14 protein-coding genes are annotated in these 17,971 nt (G+C 62.7%); 8 read left to right on the top strand and 6 right to left on the bottom strand.

The window, feature by feature from the left end:
• Positions 1-56 precede the first annotated feature (56 nt).
• Positions 57-551, top strand: a complete 495-nt coding sequence (locus BLV20_RS23760; protein WP_092304883.1) for a GreA/GreB family elongation factor — start codon at positions 57-59, stop codon at positions 549-551.
• On the opposite strand, the gene gdhA is transcribed toward BLV20_RS23760, so the two are convergent.
• Positions 548-1,885, bottom strand: a complete 1,338-nt coding sequence (gene gdhA, locus BLV20_RS23755; protein WP_092304882.1) for an NADP-specific glutamate dehydrogenase — start codon at positions 1,883-1,885, stop codon at positions 548-550. The genes BLV20_RS23760 and gdhA overlap by 4 nt on opposite strands.
• 261 nt (positions 1,886-2,146) lie before the next feature.
• Positions 2,147-3,811, bottom strand: a complete 1,665-nt coding sequence (gene ettA / locus BLV20_RS23750) for an energy-dependent translational throttle protein EttA (protein ID WP_038575602.1) — start codon at positions 3,809-3,811, stop codon at positions 2,147-2,149.
• A 285-nt stretch (positions 3,812-4,096) separates the two neighbouring features.
• On the opposite strand from ettA, the gene BLV20_RS23745 reads away from it, so the two are divergent.
• The 5 genes from BLV20_RS23745 to BLV20_RS23725 all read left to right on the top strand — a co-directional run bounded on the left by BLV20_RS23745 (position 4,097) and on the right by BLV20_RS23725 (position 12,635).
• Positions 4,097-7,933: a sensor domain-containing protein gene (locus BLV20_RS23745; protein WP_092304881.1), complete on the top strand. Its 3,837-nt coding sequence runs from the start codon at positions 4,097-4,099 to the stop codon at positions 7,931-7,933.
• A 235-nt stretch (positions 7,934-8,168) separates the two neighbouring features.
• The gene (glyA, locus tag BLV20_RS23740; RefSeq protein ID WP_092304880.1) at positions 8,169-9,422 is read left to right on the top strand and encodes a serine hydroxymethyltransferase; all 1,254 of its coding nucleotides are present in this window, start codon (positions 8,169-8,171) and stop codon (positions 9,420-9,422) included.
• Positions 9,423-9,777: 355 nt separating this feature from the next.
• A complete protein-coding gene (locus tag BLV20_RS23735) occupies positions 9,778-11,091 on the top strand; it encodes a C4-dicarboxylate transporter DctA (protein WP_092304879.1) in 1,314 nt (437 codons plus the stop codon).
• 83 nt (positions 11,092-11,174) lie between these two features.
• Positions 11,175-11,879, top strand: coding sequence for a FadR/GntR family transcriptional regulator (locus BLV20_RS23730; protein WP_053281003.1), 705 nt, complete (start codon positions 11,175-11,177; stop codon positions 11,877-11,879).
• 45 nt (positions 11,880-11,924) lie between these two features.
• Positions 11,925-12,635 carry a GntR family transcriptional regulator gene (locus BLV20_RS23725; protein WP_092304878.1) on the top strand — a complete coding sequence of 237 codons (711 nt, stop codon included), beginning with the start codon at positions 11,925-11,927 and terminating at the stop codon, positions 12,633-12,635.
• A gap of 99 nt (positions 12,636-12,734) precedes the next feature.
• Here the strand turns inward: BLV20_RS23725 and yjiA are convergent, their stop codons facing one another.
• From yjiA to BLV20_RS23710, 3 genes are all read right to left on the bottom strand, one after another.
• Entirely contained in the window at positions 12,735-13,721 is a 987-nt protein-coding gene (gene yjiA / locus BLV20_RS23720) for a GTPase (protein ID WP_175540252.1), read from the bottom strand.
• 107 nt (positions 13,722-13,828) lie between these two features.
• On the bottom strand, positions 13,829-14,026 hold the full coding sequence (locus tag BLV20_RS23715; RefSeq protein WP_007930039.1) for a YbdD/YjiX family protein: 198 nt from the start codon (positions 14,024-14,026) through the stop codon (positions 13,829-13,831).
• Between the two features lie 15 nt (positions 14,027-14,041).
• A complete protein-coding gene (locus BLV20_RS23710; protein WP_092304876.1) occupies positions 14,042-16,108 on the bottom strand; it encodes a carbon starvation CstA family protein in 2,067 nt (688 codons plus the stop codon).
• Positions 16,109-16,316: 208 nt separating this feature from the next.
• On the opposite strand from BLV20_RS23710, the gene BLV20_RS23705 reads away from it, so the two are divergent.
• Both BLV20_RS23705 and BLV20_RS23700 read left to right on the top strand, forming a co-directional pair.
• On the top strand, positions 16,317-16,778 hold the full coding sequence (locus BLV20_RS23705; protein WP_092304875.1) for a methyltransferase family protein: 462 nt from the start codon (positions 16,317-16,319) through the stop codon (positions 16,776-16,778).
• Between the two features lie 60 nt (positions 16,779-16,838).
• Entirely contained in the window at positions 16,839-17,207 is a 369-nt protein-coding gene (locus BLV20_RS23700; protein WP_092304874.1) for a PilZ domain-containing protein, read from the top strand.
• Positions 17,208-17,232: 25 nt separating this feature from the next.
• Here the strand turns inward: BLV20_RS23700 and BLV20_RS23695 are convergent, their stop codons facing one another.
• Positions 17,233-17,961: a hypothetical protein gene (locus BLV20_RS23695; RefSeq protein WP_092304873.1), complete on the bottom strand. Its 729-nt coding sequence runs from the start codon at positions 17,959-17,961 to the stop codon at positions 17,233-17,235.
• Positions 17,962-17,971: the final 10 nt, after the last annotated feature.

The raw sequence follows: 17,971 nt of genomic DNA, 5'->3' as shown, positions 1-17,971 counted from the left end.
GGCCCGAACCCAAAAGGCTGCGACCATGGCCCAAACTCCATAATGGAAGAACCACCATGAGCCGCGCCTTCGTCAATGAAGACCAGGCTGGCGCCCAGGCCGACCCACCCGTGGAACGGCAGATCAGTGCGCAGCCCAACTACGTTACCCCACAGGGCCTGAGCGAGCTGCAGGCCAGGGTCACGCACCTGCAAACCCGCCACAGCGAACAAGCGGCGCTGGGCGATCAGGCCGACCCGCAGTTGCTGGCCGATATCGAGCGCGACTTGCGCTATTTCAACCAGCGCCTGCAAAGCGCCCAGGTGGTTCCCCAGGCGACATCGCGCTCGAAGGTGCAGATTGGCAGCCGGGTCACTTTCGCCGATGAACACGGCACCGAACAGTGCGTGCAATTGGTCGGAGAGGACCAGGCCAATGTCGCCAAGGGCCTGATCAACTGGGGCTCGCCGCTGGGCCGGGCGCTGCTGGGCACCCAGCTCGGCGATGAAGTGCTATGGCAGCGCCCCGCTGGCGATCAGGTGATCGAGGTCATCCGCATCGACCCGGCCTAGACCACGCCCTGGGCCAGCATGGCATCGGCAACCTTGACGAAGCCGGCAATGTTCGCGCCTTTAACGTAGTTGATCCGGCCGTTCTCTTCGCCGTAATGCACGCAGGCATGGTGGATCGACTGCATGATGCCGTGCAGCTTGCTGTCCACCTCGCCGGCACTCCACAGCAGGCGCATGGCGTTCTGCGACATCTCCAGCCCGCTGACCGCCACGCCACCGGCGTTCGACGCCTTGCCCGGGGCGAAGAGGATGCCCGCCTCGATAAAGATATCCACAGCCTCCAGGGTGGTCGGCATGTTCGCCCCCTCAGCCACGCAACTGCAGCCATTGCGCAGCAATGTGCGGGCGGACTCGGCGTCCAGCTCGTTCTGGGTGGCGCACGGCAGCGCGATATCGCAAGGCAACGCCCAGGGGTGCTGTCCGGCGAGGAATTCGAGGTTGAACTGCGCCGCCAGCTCACTGATGCGCCCGCGCTTGACGTTCTTCAACTCCAGCACCGCCAGCCATTGCTCCTCGGTCAGCCCGGCCTCGCAGTAGAGCGTGCCTTCGGAGTCCGACAGGGAAATCACCTTGCCACCCAGGTCCATGACTTTGCGCGCCGCGTATTGCGCCACGTTGCCGGAGCCGGAAATCGCCACGCGCTTGCCTTCCACGCGGTCGTTGCGGCGCTTGAGCATTTCCTCGGCGAAATACACGCAACCGAAGCCGGTGGCCTCCGGGCGGATCAGGCTGCCGCCATAACTCATGCCCTTGCCGGTCAGCACCGAAGTGAACTGGTTGCTCAGGCGCTTGTACTGGCCGAACAGGAAGCCGATTTCCCGGGCGCCGACGCCGATATCCCCGGCAGGCACGTCCACGTCCGCACCGATATGGCGGTACAGCTCGCTCATGAAGGCCTGGCAGAAGCGCATTACTTCCGCGTCGCTCTTGCCCTTCGGATCGAAGTCCGAACCGCCCTTGCCACCGCCCATGGGCAGCGAGGTCAGGGAATTCTTGAACGTCTGCTCGAAGGCGAGGAATTTCAGCACGCCCAGATTGACCGATGGGTGGAAGCGCAAACCGCCCTTGTACGGGCCGATGGCGCTGTTCATCTGGATGCGGAACCCGCGGTTGACCTGCACCTTGCCCTGATCGTCGACCCACGACACACGAAACACCACCGCCCGCTCCGGCTCGCAGATGCGCTCGAGAATGCCCGAGGTCAGGTAATGCGGATTGGCCTCCAGGAACGGCCACAGGCTGCGCAGCACCTCTTCCACCGCCTGGTGGAATTCAGGCTGGTCCGGGTCGCGTTTTTTCAGGCGGGCGAGGAAGTCTTCGACGGATTCGATCATGGAAAAGTCTCGGCAAATTTATTGTCGTTAACGCAGATTTGCCCGGGACTTTAGCAACTCGAACAGCACCGTGACAGCGCAAAATGTCGCATCCATGAATTTAAATGGTGCACTGGATATAAATCAGCGGCCTTTTCAGGTATTTCACGCACCATTCAAGGGATAAGTCCTACGGCCAACGCCCCATGTTGGCCAGGCTGGAAATGGCGCAAAAAAAACGGAGCCCGAAGGCTCCGTTTTTCTACAAGCTAGCGACCCGGATCAGGCCAGTTTCTTGTGGCGTACACGGTGCGGCTGGGCTGCCGCGTCGCCGAGGCGCTTCTTGCGGTCGGCTTCGTACTCGGTGTAGTTGCCTTCGAAGAACACCGCTTGCGAGTCGTCTTCGTACGCCAGGATGTGGGTCGCGACACGGTCAAGGAACCACCGGTCGTGGGAGATCACAATGGCGGCGCCCGGGAAGTCCAGCAGGGCTTCTTCCAGGGAACGCAGGGTTTCGACGTCGAGGTCGTTGGACGGTTCGTCGAGCAGCAGGACGTTGCCGCCCTCTTTCAAGGTCAGGGCCAGGTGCAGGCGGCCACGCTCACCACCGGACAGATCCTTGACGAACTTCTGCTGGTCGCCGCCCTTGAAGTTGAAACGACCGACGTAGGTACGCGACGGGATCTCGTAGTTGCCGATGCGGATCTGGTCGGAACCGTCGGAGATCTGCTGGAACACGGTCTTGCTGCCGTCCAGGTCTTCGCGGCTCTGGTCGACGCACGCCAGCTGTACGGTTTCGCCAACTTCGATGGTGCCCGAATCCGGTGTTTCCTTGCCCATCAGCATGCGGAACAGGGTGGATTTACCCGCACCGTTACCGCCGATCACACCAACGATGGCGCCTTTTGGCATGGAGAACGACAGGTTGTCGATCAGCACGCGATCGCCGTAGCCCTTGGTGACGTTCTTGAACTCGATGACCTTGTCGCCCAGGCGCGGGCCGGCCGGGATGTAGATCTCGTTGGTTTCGCTGCGCTTCTGGAATTCCTGCGATTGCATTTCTTCGAAGCGGGCCAGGCGAGCCTTGGATTTCGACTGACGAGCCTTGGCGCCTTTGCGCACCCACTCCAGTTCTTCCTTCATGGCCTTTTCATGGGCCGATTGCTGCTTGGATTCCTGGGCCAGACGATCGGACTTGGCTTCCAGCCAGCCCGAATAGTTGCCCTCGTAAGGAATACCGGCGCCGCGGTCGAGTTCGAGAATCCAGCCGGCGACGTTGTCCAGGAAGTAACGGTCGTGCGTGATCGCAACCACGGTACCCGGGAAGTCATGGAGGAAGTGCTCCAGCCAGGCTACGGAATCGGCGTCCAGGTGGTTGGTCGGTTCGTCGAGCAGCAGCATGTCCGGGGCGGACAGCAGCAGGCGGCACAGGGCCACGCGACGCTTTTCACCACCGGACAGGTGTTCGACCTTGGCATCCCAGGCCGGCAGGCGCAGCGCATCGGCGGCAACTTCCAGCTGGCGCTCCAGGTTGTGGCCATCGCTGGCCTGCAGGATCGCTTCGAGCTTGGCCTGTTCGGCGGCCAGCTTGTCGAAATCGGCATCCGGGTCGGCGTAGGCCGCGTAGACCTCGTCCAGGCGCGCCTGGGCGTCCTTGATCACGCTGACCGCTTCCTCGACCACTTCACGCACGGTCTTGGCCGGGTCCAGCTGAGGTTCCTGCGGCAGGTAGCCGATGTTCAGCTCGGGCATCGGACGGGCTTCGCCCTCGAACTCGGTGTCGACGCCCGCCATGATTTTCAGCAGGGTGGACTTACCCGAACCGTTGAGGCCCAGCACGCCGATCTTGGCGCCCGGGAAAAACGACAGAGAAATGTTTTTCAGGATTTCCCGCTTCGGCGGAACAACTTTTCCCAGCCGATGCATGGTGAAGACGTATTGAGCCATGATGAACCTAGCGTCAGTGACTGATGAATAGAGAGCGGGCGAAGCCCGGGCCAGGCCATGCGCGGCGCCGGCATTTGATAGCGATCAATGCCTGCGTACCGAAAAAGCCTGATTGTCTGGAGCTGGAGCGCTCCCGCGTAACCGGCAAAGCTACCTCAATGGCCGGGCAAGGTCCAGCCAGCCAGGGCTGGCACTTTGCCACAACTCAAGGCATGCTAGCCGCCCTTCGGGCGTCCGGCTTATAGTGCACGTCGCGCCAGTCCAGCCAAACCGCAGGATCACAGTTTGTCCAATGCCACTCCGCCCTCTTCCCTGCGCGCCTCTGCGCCTGCGTCCGGCTCGCCCCTGCGCGGCACCCTGAAAGGCGTGCTGGCGACGTTGGTCCTGCTGCTGCTCGCCCTGCTGTTCTGGCAACTGCTCGACCAACTGCAACAGACCCGTAAAGACCAGCGCCAACACGCGATCGACTACAACGCCGACCTGGCCGAACACATCAGCCTCAACCTGGCGCTCAATGCGCAGATCGCCCTCAACCTGCTGCCGATCGTCGAACCGCCACAGAATGCCGAACAGCAGCAACAGCTGCTGAAAAAGCTCCAGCGCTCCCTGCCCGACCTGCAAGGCATCGCGCTGCTCGATGCCAAGGGCCAGCTCATCAGCGACAGCGACGCCGACAACCAGGACACCGCCTGGCTTGCCGAACTGACCAGCCGCAGCCGCGGCCAGCGCTATTACTACAGCAATGCCGTCGACGGCACGCCGGTGCAACTGCTGCACCAGCCCAGCGGCGCGCTCAAGAGTTACTGGGTGCTGCGCCTGGCACCGACCTTCGTGCAGTCCCTGGAGCTCGGCCCCGACCAGGGTTTTCATCCGACCTGGGTCATTGAAAACCGCCTGAACCAGAAAGCCCTCAGCCGCGACGATGGCAGCGACACCCCGGTGACCAGCGACGACATAGCCAACAGCGTGCTGGTCGCCCCCTTGGGCAACAGCGACTGGCAATTGCGCGGCCTGTTCGACGACAGCGCGCTGATCGAGCGATTGTTGCCAGCGTTCATCGCCAAATGCCTGCTCGGGCTGGCGTTCTCCCTGTTGCCGGTGATTGCCCTGCTGAACATGCGGCGGCGCCAACGGCAGCTGCACGAAGGGCGTCGCCGCTACCAGGATATTTTCGAAGGAACCGGGGTCGCCCTCTGTGTGCTGGACATCTCCGGGCTGCCGGCGTTTCTCGACAAGGCGCAACTGCACGACAGCGAACAGCTCAAGACCTGGCTGGAGCACAACCCACAACAGCGCCAGCTGCTGCTTGAAGAACTGCGCATCACCGAGGTCAATCAGGTAGCCCTGCGGCTGCTCAATGTCGAGTCCTGCGAACAGGCCTGGAAACTGTTGATCGACGGCAGCCCGCTCAACAGCAGCGCCATCGGCAACCAGCTGCTGGAGACCGTGGTCAACCAGCATAAACAGCTGGAGCTGGAGATCCGCCTCAGCGACGCCCAGGGCCACGACCAGCACCTGTGGCTGGTGCTGCGCCTGCCGGAAGACCCGGCCGACTATCGGGCGGTGATTCTCAGCATCAGCGACATCACCAGCCGCAAGCTCATCGAACTGTCGCTGCTGGAGCGCGAGGGTTTCTGGTCAGACGTGGTGCGCACCGTACCGGACCACCTGTATGTGCAGGACGTCATCAGCCAGCGGATGATCTTCAGCAACCATCACCTGGGCCAGACCCTGGGCTACAACAAGACCGAACTGCACCAGATGGGCGAGTACTTCTGGGAAATCCTCCTGCACCCGGAAGACGCCGACCTTTATCACCGCCTGCGCCAGGAACAACGGCATGCCGGCTACCTGCAGTTGCTGCAGTGCCATTTGCGCTTTCGCCACCGCAGCGGCCAGTGGCGCTGCTTCGACATTCGCGAACAAGCCCTGGCGCGCGACAAGTACGACCAGGTCACGCGCATCATCGGCGTGGCCAAGGACATCACCGACCAGATCGAGGCCAGCGAATCGCTGCGCGACAGCGAACGGCGCTATCGCATGCTCGCCGAAAGTATCAGCGACGTGATTTTCTCCACCAACAGCCAGATGGCGCTCAACTATGTCAGCCCCTCGGTGCAGTCGGTGCTGGGTTATGACGTGGAATGGATCTTCCAGAACGGCTGGCAATCGACCATCGCCAATCCGCAACAGCTGACCGGCATCTACGCCCTGATGGAGCGGGTCAGCAAGGCCCTGGACAAGCCCGAGCAACTGGCGCGCCTGCGTAATCAGGTGCAAACCCAGTTGTTCCTGTTCGACTGCCTGCGGGCCGACGGACGCAAGATCCCCATCGAATTGCGGCTGGTGCTGGTGTGGGACGAACACGGCGCCTTCGAAGGCGTGCTCGGGGTCGGACGCGATATCAGCCAGCAGCGTCGCGCGGAAAAAGACCTGCGCATGGCGGCCACGGTATTCGAGCATTCGACCTCGGCGATCCTGATCACCGACCCGGCGGGCTACATCGTCCAGGCCAACGAAGCATTCAGCCGGGTCAGCGGGTACGCGGTGTCCCAGGTGCTCGACCAGTTGCCGAACATGCTCACCGTCGACGAACAGCAGGAGGCCCACCTGCGCTATGTGCTCAAGCAGCTGCACCAGCACAGCACCTGGGAAGGCGAGGTCTGGCTCAAGCGGCGCAACGGCGAGCACTATCCGGCCTGGGTCGGCATCACCGCGGTACTCGATGACGAAGGCGACCTGGCCAGCTACGTGTGCTTCTTCACCGACATCAGCGAGCGCAAGGCCAGCGAGCAACGCATCCACCGCCTGGCCTACTACGACGCCCTGACCCACCTGCCCAACCGCACGCTGTTCCAGGACCGCCTGCACACCGCCCTGCAATCGGCGGAGCGGCAGAAATCCTGGGTGGTGCTGATGTTCCTCGACCTGGACCGCTTCAAGCCGATCAACGACTCCCTGGGCCATGCCGCGGGCGATCGCATGCTCAAGGAAATGGCCACTCGCCTGCTCGATTGCGTCGACGATGACGACACCGTGGCGCGCATGGGCGGCGATGAGTTCACCCTGCTCCTGCAACCGCGAGCCAGCCGCGAGATCGCCCTGAACCGGGCGATTCACGTTGCCGAGCAGATTCTCGCCAGCCTGGTGAAGCCGTTCGTGCTCGAAGGCCGCGAGTTCTTCGTCACTGCCAGTATCGGCATCGCTCTCAGCCCGCAGGACGGCAACGAGCTGAGCCAGCTGATGAAAAACGCCGACACCGCGATGTATCACGCCAAGGAGCGCGGCAAGAACAATTTCCAGTTCTACCAGGCCGACATGAACGCCAGCGCCCTGGAACGCCTGGAGCTGGAAAGCGACCTGCGCCATGCCCTGGAACAGCAGGAATTCATCCTTTACTACCAGCCGCAATTCAGCGGCGACGGCAAGCGCCTGACCGGCGCCGAGGCGCTGCTGCGCTGGCGCCATCCGCGGCGCGGGCTGGTACCGCCGGGGGATTTCATCCCGGTGCTCGAAGAATTGGGGCTGGTGGTGGATGTCGGCGACTGGGTGATCAGCGAAGCCTGCCGCCAGCTCAAGGCCTGGCACCAGGCCAAGGTCCGCGTGCCGAAGGTCTCGGTGAACATCTCGGCCCGCCAGTTCTCCGATGGCCAACTGGGCATGCGGATCGCCAACATCCTCAAGGACACCGGCCTGCCGCCGGCCTGCCTGGAGCTGGAACTGACCGAGAGCATCCTGATGCGCGAAGTCAGCGAAGCGATGCAGATCCTCGACGGGCTGAAGAACCTCGGCCTGAGCATCGCGGTCGACGACTTCGGCACCGGCTATTCATCGCTGAACTACCTCAAGCAATTCCCCATCGATGTCTTGAAGATCGACCGCACCTTCGTCGACGGCCTGCCCTCTGGCGAACAGGACGCGCAGATCGCCCGCGCCATTATCGCCATGGCCCACAGCCTGAACCTGGCGGTGATCGCCGAGGGCGTGGAAACCCACGAACAGCTGGACTTCCTGCGCGAGCACGGCTGCGACGAAGTCCAGGGCTACCTGTTCGGCCGGCCGATGCCGGCCAACAGCTTCGAAGGGCAGTTCAGCAACGACGCGCTGTTCATGTTCGATTGATCAACCTCGCCTCCCTGTAGCCGCTGCCGCAGGCTGCGATAAGGCCGAAGGCCTTCAGTGGCCTCAAGAGCACGACCACTGTGTGGTCGATCGCAGCCTACGGCAGCGGCTACAGGACTCAGCCTGGGCAGCTCATGAACACCACTTGTCTGCGACATGATGTCCTTTCATATGCCATCTAAAAGCCGTTGGGTTAGAATGCCCCCCTTTTCTGCCCCGATCCTTGAGGACCGCCATGTTCAGCCGTGATTTGACTATTGCCAAGTACGACGCCGATCTCTTTGCCGCCATGGAGCAAGAAGCTCAGCGCCAGGAAGAGCACATTGAGCTGATCGCTTCGGAAAACTACACCAGCCCTGCGGTGATGGAAGCTCAAGGCTCGGTGCTGACCAACAAATACGCCGAAGGTTACCCAGGCAAGCGTTACTACGGCGGCTGCGAATACGTCGACGTGGTTGAGCAACTGGCCATCGACCGAGCCAAGGAGCTGTTCGGCGCCGACTACGCCAACGTTCAGCCGCACGCCGGCTCGCAAGCCAACGCCGCCGTCTACCTGGCGCTGCTGTCGGCTGGCGACACCATCCTGGGCATGAGCCTGGCCCATGGCGGTCACCTGACCCACGGCGCCAGCGTTTCCTCCTCCGGCAAGCTGTACAACGCCGTCCAGTACGGCATCGATGCCAACGGCCTGATCGACTACGACGAAGTCGAGCGCCTGGCGGTCGAGCACAAGCCGAAGATGATCGTGGCCGGTTTCTCTGCCTACTCGCAGGTCCTGGACTTCCCACGCTTCCGCGAAATCGCCGACAAGGTCGGTGCCTATCTCTTTGTTGATATGGCTCACGTTGCGGGACTGGTCGCCGCTGGCGTCTACCCGAACCCGGTGCCTTTCGCCGACGTCGTGACCACCACCACCCACAAGACCCTGCGCGGTCCACGTGGCGGCCTGATCCTGGCTCGCGCCAACGCCGACATCGAGAAGAAGCTGAACTCCGCGGTATTCCCGGGTGCCCAGGGCGGCCCGCTGGAGCACGTGATCGCCGCCAAGGCCATCTGCTTCAAGGAAGCGCTGCAGCCTGAGTTCAAGGCCTACCAGCAACAAGTGGTGAAGAACGCCCAGGCCATGGCCGGCGTGTTCATCGAGCGCGGTTTCGACGTGGTTTCCGGCGGTACTCAGAACCACCTGTTCCTGCTGTCGCTGATCAAGCAGGAAATCTCCGGTAAAGACGCCGATGCCGCCCTGGGCAAAGCGTTCATCACCGTGAACAAGAACTCCGTGCCAAACGACCCACGCTCCCCGTTCGTCACTTCCGGCCTGCGCTTCGGTACTCCGGCCGTGACCACTCGCGGTTTCAAGGAAGCCGAGTGCAAGGAACTGGCTGGCTGGATCTGCGACATCCTGGCCGACCTGAACAACGAAGCGGTGATCGACGCCGTTCGTGAGAAAGTCAAAGCCATCTGCAAGAAGCTGCCGGTATACGGCGCCTGATAAGCAGAACGCTGCATGAAAAGCCCGGCCTTCGCGCCGGGCTTTTTTTTGCCCGTGAATTGTCTGGCCCGGGACCTGTAGCCGCTGCCGCAGGCTGCGATCGGCCGGCACGGCCGCGACACTCTGAAGATCGCAGGAAGTCCTTCGGACTTATCGCAGCCTGCGGCAGCGGCTACAGGACCAGCACCACTGGTCAGACCGGTCATGCCAATTTTCGGATCAACCCTTGTATTTGTAGGAATATCGGGCATAGACTGCGCCTGCACTGGACATACCGGTAAGACCACAATAATTAAGTCCCGAATCTGATGCGCTCCGCGCACGGCAGCCGGGACACCGACCAGGATTCCTCCTCATGCTCAGATGGTGCTCGCGTTCGATTTTCCTCCAGGTAGTCCTCGGACTGATGCTCGGCATCGTGTGCGGACTGACACTCCCCGAATACTCCTCGCAACTCAAGCCACTGGGCGATGCCTTTATCAAGCTGATCAAGATGCTGATCGGCCTGATCGTCTTCTGTGTGGTGGTCAGTGGCATCTCCGGCGCCGGCGACCTGAAGAAGGTCGGACGCATCGGGCTCAAATCGGTCATCTACTTCGAAATCCTGACCACCATCGCCCTGGTGATCGGCCTGGTCTTCGCGTTCACCACCGGCATCGGCAGCGGCGCCAATATCCATCTGGAGCAGCTGTCCACCGCCGACATGGGCGACATCGCCCAGCGCAGCCAGCACATGCACGGCACTTCCGAGTTCCTGATGGGGCTGATCCCCAACTCGGTCCTCGGCGCCTTCGCCGAAAACAACATCCTGCAGGTGCTGCTGTTCTCCGTGTTGTTCGGCAGCGCGCTGAACCTGGTGGGCGAAGCCGCTTCCGGCATCTCGCGGCTGATCAACGAGCTCAGCCACATCATTTTCCGCATCATGGGCATGATCGTGCGCCTGGCGCCGATCGGCGTGTTCGGCGCCATCGCCTTCACCACCAGTAAATATGGCCTGGAGTCGCTGCAGCACCTGGGCAGCCTGGTGGGTTTGTTCTACCTGACCTGCTTTGCCTTCGTGTCCATCATCCTCGGGGTGGTCATGCGCTGTTCCGGCCTGCGCATGCTGCCTTTCCTCAAATACCTGCGCGAAGAGTTGCTGATCGTCCTCGGCACCGCCTCCTCCGACGCCGTACTGCCACAAATCATGCGCAAACTGGAACACTTGGGCATCGGCAGCTCCACGGTCGGCCTGGTCATTCCCACGGGCTATTCGTTCAACCTCGACGGTTTTTCGATCTACCTGACCCTGGCCATCGTCTTCATCGCCAATGCCACCGGCACACCGCTGTCGACGTCCGACCTGCTGACCATTCTGCTGGTCTCGCTGATCACCTCCAAAGGCGCCCACGGGATACCCGGTTCGGCGCTGGTAATCCTGGCCGCGACCCTGACCGCGATTCCCGCCATCCCGGTGGTGGGCCTGGTGCTGGTGCTGGCGGTGGACTGGTTCATGGGCATCGGCCGGGCGCTGACCAACCTGATCGGCAACTGCGTCGCCACCGTGGCCATCGCCCGCTGGGAAAAAGACATCGACATTCAACGGGCCAACAAAGTCCTGAGCGGCCAGCAGGGCTATGGTTTCCAACCGCGCAAACCGCTGCCCGGTGCGCAGCAGCAGGAGTTCTGAGCCATGCCTTGTGCCTGTTGCCGGCAGGCACAACAATCAGCGCCTGCCATGAGCCTCATTCGCCATATTCCAGGGAGTGAACAGTGATCACCTCGTCAACGGTTGTAAATTCAGTGGTAGAAAAGCTGCGGGCGGCCTTGGCCCGTGGCCAATGGCGCTCCGGCGACATGCTGCCGGGGCAACGTGAATTGGCCGAGCAGTTGGGCATCAGCCGCCCAAGCCTGCGCGAAGCGGTGACGGTCCTGGAAACCCTCGGCCTGGTGCGCTCCATGCCCGGCAAGGGCGTAGTGGTGCTTGAAGCCAGCCTCAACGAGCAACCGGCCAGCGACAGCGGTGTGGCGGGGGCCAGCCTCGAGGACGTGCTGCAACTGCGCTACACCCTCGAGCCGTTTATCGTCGGCCTGGTGGCGCAGTCCATCAGCAGCAAGGAAGTGGGCCAGCTGCGGCTGACCCTGATGGACATGCGCGAAGCCCTGGACGCCAATGACAGCGAAGCCGGAATGAACGCCTACATCGCCTTCCACGAAGAGCTGTTCACCCTGACCTCCAACCCGATCTTCCAGAACGTGGTGCAGCAGACCAGCAACGCCCTCAAGCAGAGCGCGGAGATCCTGCGCAACTCGCCGGAGCACCTGGCCGAACGCCTGGAAGAAAACGAAGCGGTGGTCCGCGCCATCCGCAACAAGAACAGCGCGCTGGCCAGTGCCGAAATGCGCCGGCACATCCTCAAGGAAGGCCAGCGCATGGGCATCGAGCTGAACATCCCGGACGACCATCTGGGCAACTAAGCCGCACCAACATTTTCGTATCGGTAACCGGACTGGAGACAGGCCATGGCCAGCTACGCCTTGAACAAACTTGCATTCCCCCTCCCCGCTGCCCTGCCACGGCGCCGCAGCGGCGAGAAAAAACTGCTGGTCGACGACGTCTATCCGCAGATTTTCGATGCCATCCTCGAACAACGCATCGCCCCCGCCAGCCGTTTCACCGAGGACAGCCTCGGCGAAGTGTTCGGGGTCAGCCGCAGCATCATTCGCCAGGTCCTGGCACGCTTGTCGCACCAGCAGGTGATTATCTTGCGGCCCAACCATCGGCCCCAGGTGGCGGCGCCGGACCACGAGCAAACACGGCAGATCCTGCATGCCCGACGCCTGACGGAAATCACCCTGGTCAGGCTCGCCTGCCAGCAACCGGCACCGCGTAACCTGAAGCGCCTACGGGAGTTGATCGCCGCAGAACGCGATTGCATCGACCGTGGCCTGCGTGGCCCGGCGATCCGCCTGTCCGGCGAGTTCCACCTGCAATTGGCCGAGGTGGCCGGCAACGCGCCACTGGCGCATTTCCTCGGCAGCCTGGTGCCGCTGACGTCACTGGCGATTGCCCATCATGAAACCCGTGCCTGCAGCCATTGCGCCTGGCAGGAACACGCGGCGATTGTCGATGCCATCGAAGACGCTGACGTCAAGAGCGCCGTCGCATTGATGACCAGTCACCTGGATCACCTGGAAGAACGGTTGCTCAAGGCCAGCGCGGGGGCGAAATGATGCGCTGAGCTCTCGCGAGCAAGCTCGCGCCCGCAGGCTGCTACTTTTCCCTGGAGGCGCGAACGCGCTCGCGAACACCGCACACCGGCGCTAACTGATTCACGCCCCGGCCATGCGGGCAAACCCCGCGCGGATCTTCTCTTCCGGCAGATCGTCGGCAATGAACACAATCACACTTTCCCGCGTCTCGCCTTCGGCCCATTCGCTGTCCCAGTCGAAACCGTACAGCTTGAGCACGCCCTGGAACACCAGGCGCCGCGGCTCGCCGGCAATATTCAGCACGCCCTTGTAACGCAGCAATTGCTTGCCGTGTTCTTCCAGCAGCTCGTTCATGAACTCGCTGAGCCGGTCGATATCCAGCGGCGCGTCGGTGCGCAGCACCAGGCTGGAAATACGATCGATGGAAGGCGCCTTGCTCACCGGCCGCAAGCTGATTCCGCCGCCCAGGTCGGCATTCAGGTTGAACCCTCGCACATCCAGCAGCTCGGCCAGGTCGATGCGGCCGTGCTCGACCACGCGGATCGGCGCACGGCGATTGATGCGCGTCAGGCGCTCGCTCAAGGCGTTGAAAGCCGGCTCGTCCACCAGGTCGCGCTTGCTCACCAGCAGCCGGTCGGCGAAGCCGATCTGGGCCTGGGCGATGGTCTGGGTCAGGTGGTGCTCGGCGTGTTTGGCATCCACCAGGGTGATGATGCCGTCGAGGATGTAACGCTCGCGCAGCTCTTCATCGATAAAGAAGGTTTGCGCCACCGGCGCGGGGTCGGCCAGCCCGGTGCATTCGATCACCAGCCGGTCGAAGGCGATTTCGCCGCTGTCCAGGCGTTCGAGCAGCAAGAACAGCGCCTTGGTCAGGTCGGTGTGGATGGTGCAACAGACGCAGCCATTGGACAGCGTCATCACTTGTACCGGCTCGTCGCCCAGCAATTGGCTGTCGATACCGGCGTCGCTGAATTCGTTTTCGATCACAGCGATTTTCAGGCCGTGCTCGGCCTTGAGCAGATGGCGCAGCAAGGTGGTCTTGCCGGCGCCGAGGAAGCCGCTGAGAACGGTGACGGGGATTGGGGCTAACAAAACGGAATCTCCCATGGGCAGAAAAGACTGTAGGAGCCGGGCTTGGCGGCGATGGCGTCCTGAAGATCGCTACCGCCGGCAAGCCGGGCTCCTACAGTGGGGTGTCGCTCAATGGTCGTGCGTCAACAGCATTTCGGCCCGGCTTTGCCGCCGTACCGCGCTTCCTGGCGTTCCCGGAAGAACGCCTCGTACGACATCACCGGCTTGTCCGGGTGCTTGGTCTGCATATGCTCGACATAATTGTCGTAGTCGGGCATGCCGACCATCAGGCGCGCGGCCTGACCGAGGTATTTACCGAGGCGACTCAGGTCATTGAACACGATTGCAATCCTCGATCAAGCATCCGGCAGTGCATGGAATGGCGATTCTTTATCCGTGCGCTCTTTTTTACCCCAGGCAGAAATACCCACCTTGAGTGCATAGAACAGGATGCTGAAGACCACCACCAGGAACAGCACCGTCAGCGTGGCGTTGGTGTAGGCGTTGAAGATCACGTGCTGCATCTGCGTGATGTCCTTGGCCGGAGCCAGGATCTGACCATTGGCCAGGGCATCGCTGTACTTCTTGGCCAGGGCCAGGAAACCGACGGCCGGGTTGGCGTCGAACAGCTTGATGAGGCCCGCTGTGGTGGTGCAGATCAGCAGCCAGGTGGCTGGCAGCAGGGTCACCCAGATGTAGCGTTGGCGCTTCATCTTGATCAGCACGACAGTGCCGAGCATCAGCGCGATACCCGCCAGCATCTGGTTGGAGATGCCGAACAGCGGCCACAAGGTGTTGATGCCGCCCAGTGGATCGATCACGCCCTGATACAGCAGGTAACCCCAGAGGGCCACGCAGCCGGCGGTAGCAATCAGGTTGGCGGTCCAGGACTCGGTGCGCTTCAGGGCTGGCACGAAGGAACCCAGCAGGTCCTGCAGCATGAAACGGCCGGCACGGGTACCGGCGTCCACCGCGGTCAGGATGAACAGCGCCTCGAACAGGATTGCGAAGTGGTACCAGAACGCCATGGTGTTCTCGCCCGGCAGCACCGTGTGCAGGATCTGCGCGATACCGACCGCCAGGGTCGGCGCACCGCCGGCACGGGCCAGGATGGTGGTTTCACCGATGTCCTTGGCCACTGCCTGCAGTTGATCCGGGGTAATGGCGAAACCCCAGTTGCTGACGGTCTGCGCCACAGTCACCACGTCGCCGCCGACGATGGCCGCCGGGCTGTTCATGGCGAAGTACACGCCTGGCTCGATCACCGAAGCGGCAACCATCGCCATGATGGCCACGAAGGACTCCATCAGCATGCCGCCGTAACCGATGTAACGGGCGTTGGTTTCGTTATCCAGCAGCTTCGGCGTGGTCCCGGAAGAGATCAGCGCGTGGAAGCCGGACACCGCGCCACAGGCGATGGTGATGAACAGGAACGGGAACAGGCCGCCTTTCCAGACCGGGCCGGTGCCGTCGGTGAACTGGGTCAGCGCCGGCATTTTCAGCTCGGGCATGGTGATCAGGATGCCGATCGCCAGGGCGACGATGGTACCGATCTTGAGGAAGGTCGACAGGTAGTCGCGAGGCGCCAGGATCAGCCATACCGGCAGCACCGCGGCGACGAAACCGTAGCCGATCAGCATCCAGGTGATCTGTACGCCGGTGAAGGTGAAGGCCTTGGACCACACAGGATCCGCGGCAATCTGGCCCCCCAGCCAGATCGAACCCAGCAGCAGGAGCACGCCGACAATGGAGATTTCACCGATGCGGCCCGGGCGGATGTAGCGCATGTAGATGCCCATGAACATCGCGATCGGGATGGTCGCCATCACCGTGAAGATGCCCCACGGGCTCTCGGCCAGGGCCTTGACCACGATCAGCGCCAGCACCGCGAGGATGATGATCATGATCAGGAAGCAGCCGAACAGGGCGATGGTCCCCGGGATGCGGCCCATTTCCTCACGGACCATGTCGCCCAGGGAACGGCCGTTGCGCCGGGTGGACATGAACAGGACCATGAAGTCCTGCACCGCGCCCGCCAGCACCACCCCGGCGATCAGCCACAGCGTGCCGGGCAGGTAGCCCATTTGCGCCGCCAGCACCGGTCCTACTAGAGGCCCCGCGCCGGCAATGGCCGCGAAGTGGTGACCGAAGAGAATGTGCTTGTTGGTCGGAACGTAGTCCAGACCGTCGTTGTTGAGCACGGCGGGGGTGGCCCGGCGCGCATCGAGCTGCATCACGTTGTTAGCGATGAACAGGCTGTAGTAGCGGTATGCGACAAGATAGATGGCCACGGCAGCGACCACGATCCACAAGGCGTTGATCGCCTCGCCGCGGCGCAATGCCACTACGCCCAGGGCGCACGCTCCTACGATTGCCAGCACCAGCCAGGGTAAGTGGCGTAGCGGGCTATTATTATTTTTCATTTTTTTATTCCAGCCAGGGTGGACAAGAAAGACAGCCACCGGGAGTTTAGCGCTACTGGCCTCAAAGACCACCCCCACGTTGGTCTAGAGCCGTCTTTTGAGAATTGACTCAGGTGTGCACCGCCCCGGTGCAACGGTTCCTGGAGGCACTGAACCTGCTGGGCAAAACAGCGGTCGCACCTTTAACGACTCGTTGCCTGGAGCGCCCATGGCCGCGCCGCACGATAGACCGCCGCTGTCACCGCCGCTGCTGTATCAGTTGTTCCTGGTGGCGGCGCTGTTGCTCGCCGATAGCCTGCCCCTGCCGCTCCCGGTCAACGCCTGGCTGCGCACCCTGGCCGTGCTATTGATCATCGGCGGCCAGAGCCTGTCGTTCTGGGCGATGTGGCGGCTCAGGCAACAGCACACCACCACCAGCAATGCCGGCGAGCCCCGGCGCCTGCTGTGCGACGGCCCGTTTGCGATCTCGCGCAACCCCATCAATCTCGGCGACACCCTGGGTTACTGCGCCATTGCCCTGTTGCTCGGCAGCCTCTGGCCGTGGCTGTTGTTGCCGCTGCTGCTTTACTTGATGAACCGGACGGTGATCCGTCCGGACGAGGCTCATCTGCTGGCGCTGTTCGGCGACAACTACCGCGACTATTGCCGCAAGGTGCGTCGCTGGCTGTAGTCGCGGTGGAGCGCGCCGGGGCCTGGACTATAGTCATTGCACCATGCAGAGGGGCTGCCCATGAGCGAACACCATAGCGATCGCCGCCGTTTCCAACGCATCGCCTTCGATGCCCGTACCGAGTTGAGCCAGGGCCCTTATCGCTGGTCCGTGCAACTGCTCGACCTCTCGCTCAAGGGCATGCTGATCCAGCGCCCCGAACCCTGGCGGGGGGAGGAAAGCCAGCCGTTCGAGGCCGATATTCATTTGAGCGATGACGTCCAGGTGCGCATGGACGTGCAACTGGCCCATGACGATCACGGCCAGTTGGGCTTCGTCTGCCTGCACATCGACCTGGAATCGATCGAGCACCTGCGCCGGCTGATCGAACTGAACCTCGCCGATCCGCAGCAATTGGAGCGCGAGCTGGGGGCGCTGCTCGAGACCTGAGCGCCCGCCCCTTCCCGCCAGCCGTTCAAGGGAATGCCGAGGGCGCGGGGAATTCGCTTTCCATGTCCCAATAGCCGGGCTGTTGCCGACTGCTGGCGATCCATTGCCCGTCCACCCAGCGATAGATACGGTAGGTGATGACAAAATCGTCACCCTCGCTGGCAGGCGCCGACGACACCTGGGCAATCGACTCGGTGGCGCCCGACGCCGATGGAAGAATCTGCCAGGCCGCCTTGCCGGTCTGGGCCATCACCAACGGATGCTGCTTGCCGTCTTCGGCCCGATACCGGACCGGCTCCAGCCGGCTTTGCGTGGGCAGCAGGATCTGCGTGGCCGGGCCGCTGTAGGTGCCCAGCGGCGCCGTCTGATCGACGGTGAGGAAAAACGCCGGGTATGGCAGGCCGCTGAGCGGAGCCTTTTCCACCTTCGCCAGCGGATAGCCCAGGGCCTGCTCGGCAAGCACCTCACCGAAATCCGACACCAGCCGAACCCGGGCTTCCAGCTGCGGCTGGTGCTCGCTGTCCGTCGATTCGTCGAAGGTTTCTTCGTCCAGGCCGCTGCCCCAACTCTGCGCGTGCAACTGCGCGGTGATGCGCCGGTCTTCCAGCACCTCGAGCACCGTGCCGTCGCCAACCAGCAGCTCCTGGGCGATCCGGTAGCCGTGCGGCGCATCCTCCTGGCTGGCAGCAGCCAGGCCGCCGGCCCATAACAGCGTAAAACCAAGGGCTCCGAGGCCCGCTCCTGTCTTCCGCATCAACTGCTTC

The sequence above is a fragment of the Pseudomonas sp. NFIX28 genome, assembly GCF_900107395.1.
Taxonomy (GTDB): domain Bacteria; phylum Pseudomonadota; class Gammaproteobacteria; order Pseudomonadales; family Pseudomonadaceae; genus Aquipseudomonas.
This window is presented reverse-complemented; position numbering and strand designations above follow the sequence as displayed.

Excerpts from the sequence above, each read along its gene's own strand:
- BLV20_RS23760 (WP_092304883.1), top strand. The coding sequence starts at position 57 with ATGAGCCGCGCCTTCGTCAATGAAGACCAGGCTGGCGCCCAGGCCGAC.
- gdhA (WP_092304882.1), bottom strand. The coding sequence starts at position 1,885 with ATGATCGAATCCGTCGAAGACTTCCTCGCCCGCCTGAAAAAACGCGAC.
- ettA (WP_038575602.1), bottom strand. The coding sequence starts at position 3,811 with ATGGCTCAATACGTCTTCACCATGCATCGGCTGGGAAAAGTTGTTCCG.
- glyA (WP_092304880.1), top strand. The coding sequence starts at position 8,169 with ATGTTCAGCCGTGATTTGACTATTGCCAAGTACGACGCCGATCTCTTT.
- BLV20_RS23735 (WP_092304879.1), top strand. The coding sequence starts at position 9,778 with ATGCTCAGATGGTGCTCGCGTTCGATTTTCCTCCAGGTAGTCCTCGGA.
- BLV20_RS23725 (WP_092304878.1), top strand. The coding sequence starts at position 11,925 with ATGGCCAGCTACGCCTTGAACAAACTTGCATTCCCCCTCCCCGCTGCC.
- yjiA (WP_175540252.1), bottom strand. The coding sequence starts at position 13,721 with ATGGGAGATTCCGTTTTGTTAGCCCCAATCCCCGTCACCGTTCTCAGC.
- BLV20_RS23710 (WP_092304876.1), bottom strand. The coding sequence starts at position 16,108 with ATGAAAAATAATAATAGCCCGCTACGCCACTTACCCTGGCTGGTGCTG.
- BLV20_RS23705 (WP_092304875.1), top strand. The coding sequence starts at position 16,317 with ATGGCCGCGCCGCACGATAGACCGCCGCTGTCACCGCCGCTGCTGTAT.
- BLV20_RS23700 (WP_092304874.1), top strand. The coding sequence starts at position 16,839 with ATGAGCGAACACCATAGCGATCGCCGCCGTTTCCAACGCATCGCCTTC.
- BLV20_RS23695 (WP_092304873.1), bottom strand. The coding sequence starts at position 17,961 with ATGCGGAAGACAGGAGCGGGCCTCGGAGCCCTTGGTTTTACGCTGTTA.